General features: G+C 44.5%; 12 protein-coding genes. 8 read left to right on the top strand and 4 right to left on the bottom strand.

Annotated elements, in window-relative coordinates; genetic code table 11:
* Nucleotides 1-11: 11 nt before the first annotated feature.
* Nucleotides 12-554: a replication initiation negative regulator SeqA gene (gene seqA / locus ACQEXP_RS14830; RefSeq protein WP_426970689.1), complete on the bottom strand. Its 543-nt coding sequence runs from the start codon at nt 552-554 to the stop codon at nt 12-14.
* Nucleotides 555-646: 92 nt separating this feature from the next.
* Here seqA and ACQEXP_RS14825 point away from each other — a divergent pair, with 92 nt between their 5' ends.
* The 3 genes from ACQEXP_RS14825 (at nt 647) to fldA (ending at nt 2303) form a co-directional block, all read left to right on the top strand.
* Entirely contained in the window at nt 647-1411 is a 765-nt protein-coding gene (locus tag ACQEXP_RS14825) for an alpha/beta fold hydrolase (protein ID WP_426970688.1), read from the top strand.
* Between the two features lie 93 nt (nt 1412-1504).
* Complete coding sequence (locus ACQEXP_RS14820) at nt 1505-1726, top strand: DUF2788 domain-containing protein (RefSeq protein ID WP_053440537.1); 222 nt, start codon at nt 1505-1507, stop codon at nt 1724-1726.
* A 43-nt stretch (nt 1727-1769) separates the two neighbouring features.
* On the top strand, nt 1770-2303 hold the full coding sequence (fldA, locus tag ACQEXP_RS14815; RefSeq protein WP_138971779.1) for a flavodoxin FldA: 534 nt from the start codon (nt 1770-1772) through the stop codon (nt 2301-2303).
* Nucleotides 2304-2345: 42 nt separating this feature from the next.
* Here fldA and ACQEXP_RS14810 read toward each other — a convergent pair whose 3' ends face one another.
* Entirely contained in the window at nt 2346-2846 is a 501-nt protein-coding gene (locus ACQEXP_RS14810; RefSeq protein ID WP_138971778.1) for a DUF4442 domain-containing protein, read from the bottom strand.
* A 202-nt stretch (nt 2847-3048) separates the two neighbouring features.
* Between ACQEXP_RS14810 and fcrX the strand changes: the two genes are divergently transcribed.
* Nucleotides 3049-3495 carry a ferric iron uptake transcriptional regulator FcrX gene (gene fcrX / locus ACQEXP_RS14805; RefSeq protein ID WP_269378193.1) on the top strand — a complete coding sequence of 149 codons (447 nt, stop codon included), beginning with the start codon at nt 3049-3051 and terminating at the stop codon, nt 3493-3495.
* A 104-nt stretch (nt 3496-3599) separates the two neighbouring features.
* Here fcrX and glnS read toward each other — a convergent pair whose 3' ends face one another.
* Both glnS and nagE read right to left on the bottom strand, forming a co-directional pair.
* Nucleotides 3600-5270 carry a glutamine--tRNA ligase gene (gene glnS / locus ACQEXP_RS14800; RefSeq protein ID WP_426970685.1) on the bottom strand — a complete coding sequence of 557 codons (1671 nt, stop codon included), beginning with the start codon at nt 5268-5270 and terminating at the stop codon, nt 3600-3602.
* Between the two features lie 266 nt (nt 5271-5536).
* Entirely contained in the window at nt 5537-7111 is a 1575-nt protein-coding gene (gene nagE / locus ACQEXP_RS14795; RefSeq protein ID WP_269378191.1) for an N-acetylglucosamine-specific PTS transporter subunit IIBC, read from the bottom strand.
* A gap of 481 nt (nt 7112-7592) precedes the next feature.
* Between nagE and nagA the strand changes: the two genes are divergently transcribed.
* The 4 genes from nagA (at nt 7593) to asnB (ending at nt 13496) form a co-directional block, all read left to right on the top strand.
* Nucleotides 7593-8729 (top strand): N-acetylglucosamine-6-phosphate deacetylase, encoded by a 1137-nt coding sequence (gene nagA, locus ACQEXP_RS14790; protein ID WP_426970682.1) that lies wholly within the window; start codon nt 7593-7595, stop codon nt 8727-8729.
* A gap of 2 nt (nt 8730-8731) precedes the next feature.
* A complete protein-coding gene (nagC, locus tag ACQEXP_RS14785) occupies nt 8732-9946 on the top strand; it encodes a DNA-binding transcriptional regulator NagC (RefSeq protein WP_138971774.1) in 1215 nt (404 codons plus the stop codon).
* 86 nt (nt 9947-10032) lie between these two features.
* Nucleotides 10033-11619 (top strand): cation:proton antiporter family protein, encoded by a 1587-nt coding sequence (locus ACQEXP_RS14780; protein ID WP_269378189.1) that lies wholly within the window; start codon nt 10033-10035, stop codon nt 11617-11619.
* 212 nt (nt 11620-11831) lie between these two features.
* The gene (gene asnB / locus ACQEXP_RS14775; RefSeq protein WP_269378188.1) at nt 11832-13496 is read left to right on the top strand and encodes an asparagine synthase B; all 1665 of its coding nucleotides are present in this window, start codon (nt 11832-11834) and stop codon (nt 13494-13496) included.
* Nucleotides 13497-13713 lie beyond the last annotated feature (217 nt).

Here is a 13713-nt window from a genome sequence, read left to right as displayed (position 1 = left end):
ATTTTTGATTTTTAAATCGAGTTTGTCACTTTCTCGATGAGATCTGATGGGAAACTCATTCGCGCCATGAGTTGCTCAACCATCTGTCTTTTGCGACTGGTATTATTATTGGTAATAACCCAGAAAGGTGAACCTGGAATCGCTTTTGGCTTAGTCGTATTGCCATTGGCAAGTAGGGTCTGCTCGTTATCCGCAAAGTAAACTCGCTTGCGGCCTTTCACTTGCGTTGCTTCAGAGAAACCATTTGGATTAATGTGATGCAGCGTCGATAAAACAAGCATGAAGCGATCAATCGCTTTTTTAAGACCAGCAAACTCATCGGAAATAAGCAGAGAACGCATCTCTTTTACACTGTCTACTGTCTCTTCTTTAATTGCATCTTTGCTAACCACTACACCCTTTGGTTGCGTCGCTACCTGCGGTTGGCTTGCTACCGAACTCTGTGCATCCGTCATCAATAGACGGCGTAAGATATCCGAAGCACTCTCGCCAATATGCTGGGTTTGACTTGCGATGTAACGGTATAGATCCTCATCAACCTCAATTGTTTTCATTCGCTTTTCACAATCTCTATGTTTAAACTCTGGGGGATTATAGCGAGATCTTTAAAGAGACTCTACGGTTAACCGGTAACGAATAAAATAAAATGTCACATCTGCTCAACTACAAAGTCGAAGGTGAGGGTCACACCATAGTTTTGATCCACGGTTTGTTTGGTAATTTAGACAACCTTGGGCTATTGGCTCGAGATTTGCGCCAAGATCATCAAGTGATTAGTGTCGATCTAAGAAACCATGGTCAATCGTTTCAGAGCGAAGAGCACAGCTATCCACTCATGGCGGAGGATGTCTACCAATTACTGACATCACTGGAGTTGGAGTCCTACACTCTTATTGGTCATTCTATGGGTGGAAAAGTGGCCATGAAGGTAGCTGAAATGGCAGGAGATCGTGTCGAAAAACTGATTGTTTTAGACATGGCACCAGTGAAATACACGCAAAACCGTCACGACAATGTTTTCCAAGGATTACAAGCAGTTATTGCGGAAAAGCCAACTAACCGCAAGCAAGCTCTCGATATTCTCGCACAACATATTGAACTCGAAGGCGTGCGACAATTTCTTGGTAAATCTTTGTACAACAACGGCACTCATCTCGCGTGGCGTTTCAATGTAGAGAGCTTATTGGCTAACTATACGGAAATACTCGGCTGGCAACCTATCGAATCTATTGACACTCCGACCCTCTTTATTAAAGGCGGAGATTCAGATTACCTCACTGGTGAACATCAGCCACTCGTCCAAAAGCAATTTCGTCACGCAAAAGCTCATGTGATCGCTAATACTGGTCACTGGCTTCATGCAGAAAAGCCAGCTGAAGTGCTGCGTGCAATACGTAAATTTATTGCTTAAAACAGAATGAGAGGTCAGTTGTGCTCTGACCGTTAACTTTAGTGAGCAACAGTGGTATAGTGCGGCGCAAGTAATTTGGCACAAAGGGATTCCATGCTTTACGACTACATGAATATGCTCGAGTCTATTGGTCTCGATCTACTTTTCGCGTCTATCTTTTTCTTGATTGGTATGGCGATAAAAGATGTCTTAAAAGCGGGTAATGTTCCCCCTTTCGGTCGTCGCATTGTATGGTTAGTCCTATTTCTTGGCTGTGCTGGGTTTATTGCTAAAGGCATTATCCAGCTAAGTTGGGAAGGTGGTGGTCTAGGCTGATTAAGTCGGGTCACAACAGATAATAGTTAAAGGTAACGAATCTATGGCAAGTGTAGGCATCTTCTTTGGTAGCGACACAGGTAACACTGAAGCTGTTGCAAAGATGATTCAAAAGCAACTAGGTAAACAACTGGTTCATGTTCAAGATATTGCTAAAAGTAGCAAAGAAGACATCGATAACTTCGACCTTCTTCTTCTTGGTATCCCAACATGGTACTACGGCGAAGCGCAATGTGACTGGGATGACTTCTTCCCAGAGCTAGAGCAAATTGATTTCTCAACTAAGCTAGTTGCAATCTTTGGTTGTGGTGATCAGGAAGACTACGCAGAGTACTTCTGTGATGCAATGGGTACAGTACGTGACATCGTTGAAGCGAAAGGCGGTACTATCCTTGGCCATACTTCTACTGAAGGCTACGAATTCGAAGCATCAAAAGGTCTAGTCGAAGGCGACGACAGCCTATTCGTTGGTCTATGTATTGACGAAGATCGTCAACCTGAACTGACTGAACAGCGCGTCATCAACTGGTGTAAGCAAATCCACGAAGAGATGTGCTTAGCAGAGCTAGAAGACTAATCGCAATTGAAGTTGTTAAAAACCTCCCAGTGGGAGGTTTTTTTATGCTGTCTGTTGTTCACCCTCATCCCTGAATTGGGGTTTCTTCCTCACGTATAGCTTACGCTGCACTTCAGAAACAATATTGCCCTGTTTATCTTTGACATAGATAACAAACTCGGGGAAACATTTCTCACCTTCCGCCGTCTGCGACAGAATGCTTTGCAATTGATCGTCTGTCACACGAAATTCGGCAAACAGGTCACTCTGGCCGGGCTTAATGAAGTTGATGCTGGCTTCCTTATCCCAAACGTAATACCGTTCACCCAGAATCCCCATCAACATCAGAGAGTAAGTTGGATCGGTCAAAGAAAAAATACTGCCACCATATTGGGTTCTGTTGGCATTTTTGTTCCACCAACGCAGCTTCAATTTCATTTTAACTTCACGAAAGTCATCACTGATCGATAGGATTTTAATTCCAGCCCCCCAAAACGGAGGCCATGAGTTGAGAGCAAATTTAACCACACCTGGCTTATAGATTTTCGCCAAAGACTTATTCATTGTTCTTCCCTAACTGTGTCTAATTGCGAATTGTTAACTGATTGTAACTGGTCGGATGTCCTTTATCAGTGACTTTGCACTAGTTTATAGAAAAATACTAGTAACCCCTTGAAGTTCGTGGTTTATTGTTGATGTTTACTACCCTATAATGATAGGAATATTGAATTCTGTTAATTACTGCAGATCATCAACAGGAAAGTATATGTCAGACAATAACCAAGCGCTCAAGGATGCTGGTCTAAAGGTAACCCTTCCTAGACTTAAGATTTTAGAAGTCCTACAGCAGCCAGACTGCCAACATATTAGCGCTGAAGATTTATATAAGAAGCTGATTGATCTAGGGGAAGAGATCGGTCTAGCTACCGTTTACCGCGTATTAAACCAATTTGATGATGCAGGTATCGTAACTCGCCACCACTTCGAAGGTGGTAAATCTGTGTTTGAGCTGTCTACACAGCACCATCACGACCACTTAGTGTGTCTTGATTGCGGTGAGGTTATCGAATTTTCTGACGACGTAATTGAAGAGCGTCAGAAGGAAATTGCTGCCAAATACAACGTGACGCTGACCAACCACAGCCTATACTTGTACGGTAAGTGCGGTGATGGTACGTGCAAAGGCAATCCAGACGCGCACAAAGCTAAATAATAAAAAAGCACCCGAGGGTGCTTTTTTAACAGCCATCGTGCTCATCTCTGAAGCGAAAAAAATGCCAGTCTCAAGACTGGCATTTGTCGTCACTTTGGTTGTGATTACTGAGCTTCGATCTTCGCCCAAGTATCACGTAAACCAACGGTACGGTTGAAGACCAACGCATCGGCTTTAGACTCTTTAGCATCAGCGCAGAAGTAACCCATACGCTCAAACTGGTAACCTTTCTCAGCCTCTGCATCCGCTAGGCTAGGCTCAACAAAGCCGTTTAGTTTTACCAATGAGTCTGGGTTAATTGTCTCAGCAAAGTTATCTGCTGCTGCTGGGTTTGGCACTGTAAACAGACGATCATACAGACGAATTTCAGCTGGTAGGCCTTTATCTGCTGATACCCAGTGAATAACACCTTTCACTTTACGACCATCCGCAGGGTTCTTACCTAGCGTTTCATTGTCGTAAGTACAGAAGATAGTTGTGATGTTACCTTCTGAATCTTTCTCTACGCGTTCCGCTTTGATCACGTAAGCACCGCGCAAGCGAACTTCTTTACCAAGAACTAGACGCTTGTACTTCTTGTTACCTTCTTCACGGAAGTCTTCACGTTCAATCCAAAGTTCACGAGTAAATGGCACTTCACGCTCACCCATTTCAGGTTTGTTTGGATGGTTTGCGACAGTCAGTGACTCAACGTTACCTTCCTCGAAGTTTTCGATAACAATCTTAACAGGATCTAGCACCGCCATCGCGCGTGGTGCGTTCTCATTGAGATCATCACGAATACAAGACTCTAGTGAGCCCATTTCGATCATGTTTTCTTGCTTTGTCACACCGATACGTTTACAGAACTCACGGATTGAAGCAGGCGTGAAGCCACGACGACGTAGACCTGAAATTGTCGGCATACGCGGGTCATCCCAACCATCAACTAATTTCTCTGTGACTAGTTGGTTCAGCTTACGCTTAGACATTACTGTGTATTCAAGATTCAGACGGCTGAACTCGTACTGACGAGGCTGGCAATCAATCGTGATGTTCTCAAGAACCCAGTCATACAGACGGCGGTTGTCTTGGAACTCTAACGTACAGATTGAGTGTGTAATGCCTTCTAACGCATCAGAAATACAGTGCGTGAAATCGTACATTGGGTAAATGCACCATTTATTGCCTGTTTGGTGATGTTCAGCAAAGCGAACACGGTAAAGCACTGGATCGCGCAGTACGATGAAAGAAGACGCTAGGTCAATCTTAGCACGTAGACACGCCTTACCTTCCTCGAAACCGCCGTCACGCATTTTCTCAAATAGCGCTAAGTTTTCTTCAGGAGTACGGTCACGGTACGGGCTTGGCTTACCTGGTTGAGTAAGTGTGCCACGGTACTCGCGGATCTGCTCAGGACTTAGCTCTTCAACGTACGCTAAGCCTTTGTTAATTAATTCCACTGCGTAGCCGTAAAGCTTGTCGAAATAGTCTGATGAATAACATACTTCACCATCCCACTCGAAGCCTAACCAGCTCACATCATTCTTAATTGACTCAACGTATTCAACGTCTTCTTTTTCTGGGTTTGTATCATCAAAACGAAGGTTACATTTACCCTGATAGTCCTGAGCAATACCGAAGTTCAAGCAAATTGACTTAGCGTGACCGATATGCAGATAGCCATTTGGCTCTGGCGGGAAACGAGTATGCACGCTTGTGTGTGTACCATCCGCTAAATCTTTATCGATGATCTGGCGAATGAAATTCGATGGACGAGCTTCAGCTTCACTCATCTATAGCACCTCAATTGTTGTAGTATTGTCAGAGAAATTGATCTTCGAACAAGCGTGAGCATGTTCAAAGCATATAACGACTAATGATCCACAATTCTTAATCAATACACAACTACAACCGAAGCTTTATTCGCAAATAATCCCTCTTTTATATTGATAACAGTCAAAAGCTGGTTAGCTTTTCAGCGAATCCGTTTTGTTTCGCTCCAAACGCAAGAAAGCCTCCCTAAGGAGGCTTTCGTCACTTACCAATTAACCAGAGGTTATTATGGAAGTTTTACATCAGATAGGTCTTCGTTAGCACCGATTGCTTTCATTTCGCCAGCAACGATTTCAGCTAGAGGACCAAGGATAACTTGAAGGTTGTTCTCACCTAGTTTCACAACACCTTTAGCACCAAGCTTCTTAAGTACAACTTCGTCAGCTACAGAGCGGTCTTTTAGAGTAAGACGTAGACGAGTGATACAAGCGTCGATTGAAGTTAGGTTGTCATGACCACCTAGAGCTTTTAGGTATTGACGCGCTAGGTCGCCGTTTTTAGCGTCGCCTGCTGGAGCAGCTGATGCTTCTTCGTCGTCATCTTCACGACCTGGAGATTTCAGGTTGAATGCGCGGATAGCGAACGTGAAAGTGAAGAAGTATAGAGCACCGAAGCCTAGACCGATTAGCAGTAGAGTGAACGGTTTAGTTGCTAGACCCCAGTTCAGTACGAAGTCGATTAGACCAGCAGAGAAACCAAAGCCGTGTAGCGTACCAAACATGTTAGCAACAACTAGAGATAGACCAGTGAATACAGCGTGCATTGCGTATAGAGCTGGAGCTAGGAACACGAACATGAATTCTAGTGGCTCTGTGATACCAGTTAGGAATGAACAGAAACCTACTGAGAATAGTGCACCACCAACTTGGCTACGTTTTTCAGCTGGAGCTGCGAAGTACATAGCTAGAGCTGCACCTGGTAGACCGAACATCATTACAGGGAAGAAGCCGTTCATGAATACGCCAGCAGCTTTGTCGCCACCGAAGTAACGGTGTAGGTCACCAGATTTAACTGTTTCAGTTACTTCTTTAACAGTTGCAGTGATTTCTGGAGTTACAGCGTTAGCAAATTCAAATGTGTGAGTTTGACCAGCAACAAGAGTCTTAGCTAGAGCTGGGTCTACACAAAGCTGTTGTAGTGCAGGTAGAGCCTGACCAGCAGCTTGAGCACCAGTAACTAGAACTTCTTGACACGTACCCATACCGAACCAGAAGTATGAGTTAAGAACGTGGTGAAGACCTACAGGGATTAGCGCACGGTTAAGAGTACCGTAAACGAACTGACCAATTGCGCCAGAAGTTGAAACTGCGTGAGCAAGAGCGTCAAGACCACCTTGAATGCTTGGCCATACAACACCTGCGATTGCACCTGCAACTAGAGCGAATAGACCTGCCATGATAGGTACTAGACGTTTACCAGAGAAGAATGCCAACCACTCAGGAAGACGGGTTGCATGGAAAGCGTTGTATGAGTGACCCGCAATGATACCGCCGATGATACCACCGAAGAATGACATGTTGATGTCAGCATTAATTGTTGTTGCTGTTGCTGTTAGCACGAAGTATGCAACCGCACCAGCTAGGCCAGCAGCGCCTTGACCATCTTTAGATAGACCAATTGCGATACCAAGACCAAATAGAAGTGGTAATTGACTGAAGATTGCTCCACCCGCTTGCGCCATGAATGGAATATCTAGTAGGTCGCCTTGACCTAAACGTAGTAAGAGCGCCGCAACTGGAAGCGTTGCGATAGGAAGCATAAGAGCTTTACCTAACTTTTGCGCATATCCAAGAATATTCACCTTAAGTTCCCCCTATAGGATTTTGTTTTTGGCTGAGCCACTTTTTTTAGTCGCTCAATTTAGTCCTGCTCAGTTTATGACATTAATTTTGCTCCGCAAATTAAAACCTCATCATTTGTGATCATAATCACCAGAAACAGCCAATATCCAAGGTTTTTGCTAGCGAGATCATAAAACTTATTTTACAATCCAAAAAAATAGCATTCATTACCCGATATTCGCGGTATTCTTACATTATAGATAAGAGCTACGATTACTGTTATATAAGGCATCGCCTACATTTATCGAGCCAATATGACACGTATGTTCCACCAGCATCGACCACGGTGACTGACGTGATTTAGAAGACCCAATTGTCCGTTTGCTAAAGATATTTTGCGATCTAATTGAAGCGTACGAATAAAGTGCCACCTTGTGACGAGAAGGGCTCAATTAGACACCTAAAAGTATTAAGAATCTAACCTATAAGGATTAGCTAACTATGTATGCGCTAACTAACTGTAAAATCTATACTGGCAGCGATGTGCTCGTTGACCATGCTGTAATCATTAACAACGATGTTATTGATTCGGTATGCCCTGTTTCTGAGCTTCCTCAAGGTATCGAAACTCGCGACCTTAATGGTGCTAATGTCAGCCCAGGTTTTATTGATCTACAGTTAAACGGCTGCGGCGGTGTGATGCTCAATGACGAAATCACTGCTGAAACAATGCAAATCATGCATCAAGCTAACCTAAAGTCAGGCTGTACAAGCTTCCTCCCGACACTTATCACCTCTTCTGACGAAGATATGCGTCAAGCGGTTGCTGCAGCGCGTGAATACCACGCTAAATACCAGAACCAGTCTCTAGGTCTGCATCTTGAAGGACCGTACCTTAACGTCATGAAGAAAGGGATTCATAGCGTCGACTACATTCGCCCTTCAGATAACAACATGATTGACTTCATGTGTGACAACGCAGACGTCATTGCAAAAGTCACGTTAGCGCCGGAACACAACGACTTGGCTCATATCGAGCGCCTTAAACAAGCAGGTATTGTCGTGTCTATCGGTCATACCAATGCGACGTATGCTGAAGCACGCCGCGGGTTTGATGCAGGTATTACCTTCGCAACACACCTATTCAACGCGATGACACCTATGGTTGGTCGTGAACCAGGTGTCGTCGGTGCCATTTACGACACGCCAGATGTCTATGCAGGTATCATTGCTGATGGTTTCCATGTCGACTATGCAAACATTCGAATCGCTCACAAAATTAAGGGCGAAAAATTAGTATTAGTGACCGATGCCACAGCTCCTGCAGGCGCTGACATGGATTACTTTATTTTTGTTGGTAAGAAAGTATATTACCGAGATGGTAAGTGTGTTGATGAAAATGGCACACTAGGCGGCTCAGCACTCACTATGATTGAAGCAGTACAAAATACTGTTGAGCACGTCGGTATCGCTCTGGACGAAGCACTGCGTATGGCTACTCTGTATCCTGCAAAAGCAATCGGTATGGCAGACAAACTTGGCCTTGTGAAAAAAGGTATGATTGCCAACCTGACTGTTTTTGACCGTGACTTCAACGTCCAAGCGACGGTTGTTAACGGACAATACGAGCAAAATTAAGAATGAATGGCGGACAAATAGGTAACGTAGATTTAGTAAAACAACTAAATAGTGCAGCAGTTTATAGACTGATTGACCAGCAGGGCCCTATTTCTAGGATCCAAGTTGCAGACGTCAGTCAACTGGCTCCTGCCAGTGTTACAAAAATCACCCGCCAACTCCTCGAGCGCGGCCTAATCAAAGAGGTCGCGCAACAAGCTTCTACAGGTGGACGTCGCGCGATATCACTCACAACAGAAGTAGAGCCATTCCACTCTGTTGCGATTCGCCTAGGGCGAGATTACATTCAATTCAGCCTTTATGATTTAGGTGCCAAAGAGCTTGCTTCAGACTACAACGAATTCTTCTACACAACCGAGGAAGAATTGGTTGAAGGTTTGCTGTCTCACTTAAAGACTTTTATTCAAACCCATCAAACAAGCATCAATCAATTGATCGCTATTGGTGTGATTCTACCGGGTCTGGTGAATCCAGAGACAGGTGTTGTTGAATACATGCCAAACATCACGATCGATAACCTTGCGCTATCGGATGTGATTGAAAAGACTTTCCATGTTCAATGTTTTGTCGGCAACGACGTACGTGGTATGGCATTGGCAGAGCATTACTTTGGTGCGAGTAAAGATTGTCAGGATTCAATCTTAGTCAGTGTTCACCGCGGTACAGGTGCAGGTATCATTGTTAACGGTCAGGTATTCCTTGGCTATAACCGTAACGTAGGTGAGATTGGTCACATCCAGATCGATCCACTGGGAGAGCAATGCCAATGTGGTAATTTTGGCTGTCTTGAAACGGTTGCCGCTAACCCTGCCATCGTCGAGCGCGTAAACAAGCTGATTAAACAAGGCTATGAGTCCAGTCTGACTGCTCTTGAAACTATCCGTATATCTGATGTCTGCGAACACGCCAACCTAGGTGATGAGTTAGCAAAACAGAGTCTAGTGCGCGTGGGTAATCAACTTGGTAAAGCAATTGCAATTACCATTAACTTATTCAACCCACAAAAAGTCGTGATCGCGGGTGATATCACTCAGTGTGAAGAGATCGTCTTCCCAGCCATCCGCCGTAACGTCGAAAATCAATCTTTGACCACGTTCCATAGCGGATTACCGATTGTTGCCTCTCAAATCGACAAGAAACCGACCTTAGGTGCGTTTGCTATGGTTAAGCGTGCGATGTTAAATGGCGTTTTGTTACAAAAATTGTTAGAAGATTAATCTTCTGCACCAGTAAGCAACTAATTGAGTTAGAATAACGGGCTACGAATATGTAGCCCTTTTTTTTAGGACGAAATCGCAACTATATGGAACTCATTTTAATTTCAGCCGCTTTCCTAGCTGGCTTTATTGCGCTCAAATGTAACCTACCTCCACTGGTCGGCTTTTTGTTAGCAGGCTTTGCATTACATGCATTTGGCTATCAATCTAATGAAACCATCATCACTTTGGCCGATTTAGGGGTCACGCTACTTCTCTTTACCATCGGCTTAAAGCTCGACATTAAAACCTTACTCTCCAAAGAAATATGGGCAGGGGCAACGGTTCATAACCTACTCTCCACTGCCCTTTTCAGCGTTGTTCTGTTCTGCTTTAAGTTTCTTGGCGTAAGTTCATTAGCGGCCATGTCTATTGACCAACTGCTGCTACTTGGCTTTGCGCTCTCTTTCTCAAGTACCGTATTTGCAGTGAAATCGCTACAAGAGAAAGGGGAAATGAACGCGACCTACGGTACCATCGCCATTGGTATCTTAGTTATGCAGGATATTTTTGCGGTGGTCTTCTTAACGGCATCAACGGGTAAACTCCCCGAGTGGTATGCGATTGGGTTATTCGCGTTACCACTTCTTAGACCTCTATTTTACAAGATGCTTGACTGGGTAGGCCATGGTGAGATGTTGGTTCTACTTGGAATCTTCTTTGCACTCGTCGCAGGCGCGGGGTTATTTGAGTTGGTTGGAATGAAGCCAGATTTAGGCGCGCTGATCCTCGGTATGCTGCTTGCTGGGCATAAAAAAGCGTCAGAGCTATCTAAATCGCTTTTCAACCTCAAGGAGCTGTTCTTAGTCTGTTTCTTCCTCAACATTGGGCTCTCAGCTCAACCAACGCTATCAGGTCTTGCGTTGGCGCTACTCTTCTTGATGCTACTGCCTCTCAAAGGCATCCTCTATTTTCTTGTACTTAACGGCTTTAAGTTCCGTGTCCGTACGTCTCTATTGGCGTCATTAAGCCTGTTCAACTTCAGTGAATTCGGTCTTATTGTTGGGGGACTGGCGTATAAAATGGGCTGGATGAGCAGTGACATTCTCGTTGCCTTAGCGATATCTGTTTCAATTTCATTTGTCTTAGCCGCCCCGATCAACCGTCACGGTCATGCATTGTATCAACGCTCTGGTCGTTGGTTGCGCGAGCACGCAGCAGAAACGCTAAACACACGTGACCAGTTAATTAATCCCGGACACGCTCAAGTACTTATCCTCGGCATGGGTCGAATTGGTACCGGTGCTTACGATGAACTGCGTAAACGTTATGGAAAAATCAGTTTAGGTATTGAAGTACGTGAAGACGCTGCACACGTTCATAAAAGCCATGGTCGAAACGTTATTGCAGGCGATGCGACCGACCCAGACTTCTGGGAGCGCATCTTAGACACTGCAAATGTTAAGCTGGTGCTATTAGCTATGCCACACCACCAAGGTAATCAAATCGCACTCGAACAATTAAAGCGCCGTAATTTCCAAGGTCAAATTGCCGCGATTGCAGAGTATCCCGATCAGTTGGACGCACTCATTCAAGATGGTGTCGATGCGGCATTCAATATCTATAATGAGGCAGGTAGCGGTTTTGCCCGTCATGTTTGTGAACAATTACAACCCTCGTTCTCTAAACCATAAATAAAACTAAGGCAGCAATTTCGCTGCCTTTTTTACACCCAGCGAACAAAAAACGACCTTTAGTGAAAATCATTCACCAAAAATACACTTTAATTAAACGCCATCTAACACAATGGCTTTTTATTGATTTTTTTTATCATTGAAGGTTGATTTTTTTAATCAGAATGGCAAATTGAACTTAACAGATTAAATGAAATTTAAAGGGAAGTTGTATGTGTTCAATTTTTGGTATTTTAGACATCAAAAGTGATGCAGAAGCGCTACGTCCAGTCGCGTTGGAAATGTCTAAAAAGCTTCGCCACCGTGGCCCAGACTGGTCTGGTATCTACTCATCACCAAAAGCCATTCTTGCGCATGAGCGCCTTGCAATCGTAGGTCTAAACAGTGGTGCGCAGCCTCTATACAGTCCAGACAAGAAACACATCCTTGCGGTTAACGGCGAAATCTACAACCACAAAGAGATCCGCGCTCGTTATGAAGGCAAGTACGACTTCCAAACAGATTCAGACTGTGAAGTGATCTTAGCCCTGTACCAAGATATGGGTGCCGATTTGCTTGAAGAACTGAACGGTATCTTTGCATTCGTACTGTACGATGAAGAGAAAGATCAATACCTGATTGGCCGTGACCACATCGGTATCATTCCTCTTTACCAAGGCTACGACGAGCATGGTAACTACTATGTCGCTTCAGAAATGAAAGCCTTAGTGCCTGTATGTAAAACCGTGAGTGAATTCCCTCCAGGCAGTTACTACAGCAGCACAGACTCAGAGCCACAACGTTACTACATTCGTGACTGGAACGAGTACGCGGCAGTTCAAGGTAACAGCAGCAGCAAAGAAGAACTAAAAGAAGCGTTGGAAGCAGCGGTTAAACGCCAACTGATGACCGACGTTCCTTACGGTGTTCTACTGTCTGGTGGCCTTGACTCATCAATCACTTCTGCGGTAGCAAAACGCTTTGCGGCTATGCGTATCGAAGATGATGAGAAATCAGAAGCATGGTGGCCTCAACTACACTCCTTTGCGGTTGGCTTAGAAGGCGCACCAGATCTTAAAGCCGCACGTGAAGTTGCTGAAAAAATTGGTACCGTTCACCACGAAATGACTTACACCATTCAAGAAGGTCTAGATGCCATTCGTGACGTGATTTACCATATCGAGACATACGACGTGACGACGATTCGTGCATCGACACCAATGTTCTTGATGGGACGTAAGATCAAAGCGATGGGCATCAAGATGGTGCTATCAGGTGAAGGCGCGGATGAAATCTTTGGTGGCTATCTCTACTTCCACAAAGCACCAAACGCTCAAGAGTTCCACGAAGAGACAGTACGTAAACTGCTTGCACTTAACATGTTTGACTGTGCTCGTGCCAACAAGTCTCTTGCGGCTTGGGGTGTCGAAGGTCGTGTACCTTTCCTAGACAAAGAGTTCATTGATGTCGCAATGCGTCTCAACCCAGCAGACAAGATGTGCGGCAATGGTAAGATGGAAAAACACATCCTGCGTGAGTGTTTCGAACATTACCTACCAGACTCAATCGCATGGCGTCAGAAAGAGCAATTCTCAGATGGCGTCGGCTACAGCTGGATTGACACACTAAAAGAAGTGGCTGAAGCGAAAATCACAGACCAACAAATGGAAACAGCGTCTTACCGCTTCCCATACAACACACCAACAACTAAAGAAGGCTACGTATACCGTGAGATCTTTGAAGAGTTGTTCCCTCTGCCATCAGCAGCAGAATGTGTTCCTGGCGGTCCATCGGTAGCCTGTTCTTCAGCGAAAGCGATTGAATGGGATGAGTCATTCAAAAATATGGCTGACCCTTCAGGACGTGCGGTTAAGAGCGTACATAACGACGCTTACTAAGCCAGCAACGACTTATCCAAAGGCACCTATTTAGGTGCCTTTTTTATTTATACCCCAACAAACCATTCACATTCTCCATAAATGTAACAATCTCGAAAACACACCTCAGTTTTGGAAACTAAGTTTGTGGCACGGCCAAGCCCCTTACCCACTCGGAAAATAAACATTTAAATTCAAACACTTAAAATCAATTTCAATAAAAACCATAGCTGAACGC

Source organism: Vibrio sp. TRT 1302 (genome assembly GCF_050113875.1).
Classification (GTDB): Bacteria; Pseudomonadota; Gammaproteobacteria; order Enterobacterales; family Vibrionaceae; genus Vibrio.
This window is presented reverse-complemented; position numbering and strand designations above follow the sequence as displayed.

Excerpts from the sequence above, each read along its gene's own strand:
- seqA (WP_426970689.1), bottom strand. The coding sequence starts at position 554 with ATGAAAACAATTGAGGTTGATGAGGATCTATACCGTTACATCGCAAGT.
- ACQEXP_RS14825 (WP_426970688.1), top strand. The coding sequence starts at position 647 with ATGTCACATCTGCTCAACTACAAAGTCGAAGGTGAGGGTCACACCATA.
- ACQEXP_RS14820 (WP_053440537.1), top strand. The coding sequence starts at position 1,505 with ATGCTTTACGACTACATGAATATGCTCGAGTCTATTGGTCTCGATCTA.
- fldA (WP_138971779.1), top strand. The coding sequence starts at position 1,770 with ATGGCAAGTGTAGGCATCTTCTTTGGTAGCGACACAGGTAACACTGAA.
- ACQEXP_RS14810 (WP_138971778.1), bottom strand. The coding sequence starts at position 2,846 with ATGAATAAGTCTTTGGCGAAAATCTATAAGCCAGGTGTGGTTAAATTT.
- fcrX (WP_269378193.1), top strand. The coding sequence starts at position 3,049 with ATGTCAGACAATAACCAAGCGCTCAAGGATGCTGGTCTAAAGGTAACC.
- glnS (WP_426970685.1), bottom strand. The coding sequence starts at position 5,270 with ATGAGTGAAGCTGAAGCTCGTCCATCGAATTTCATTCGCCAGATCATC.
- nagA (WP_426970682.1), top strand. The coding sequence starts at position 7,593 with ATGTATGCGCTAACTAACTGTAAAATCTATACTGGCAGCGATGTGCTC.
- nagC (WP_138971774.1), top strand. The coding sequence starts at position 8,732 with ATGAATGGCGGACAAATAGGTAACGTAGATTTAGTAAAACAACTAAAT.
- ACQEXP_RS14780 (WP_269378189.1), top strand. The coding sequence starts at position 10,033 with ATGGAACTCATTTTAATTTCAGCCGCTTTCCTAGCTGGCTTTATTGCG.
- asnB (WP_269378188.1), top strand. The coding sequence starts at position 11,832 with ATGTGTTCAATTTTTGGTATTTTAGACATCAAAAGTGATGCAGAAGCG.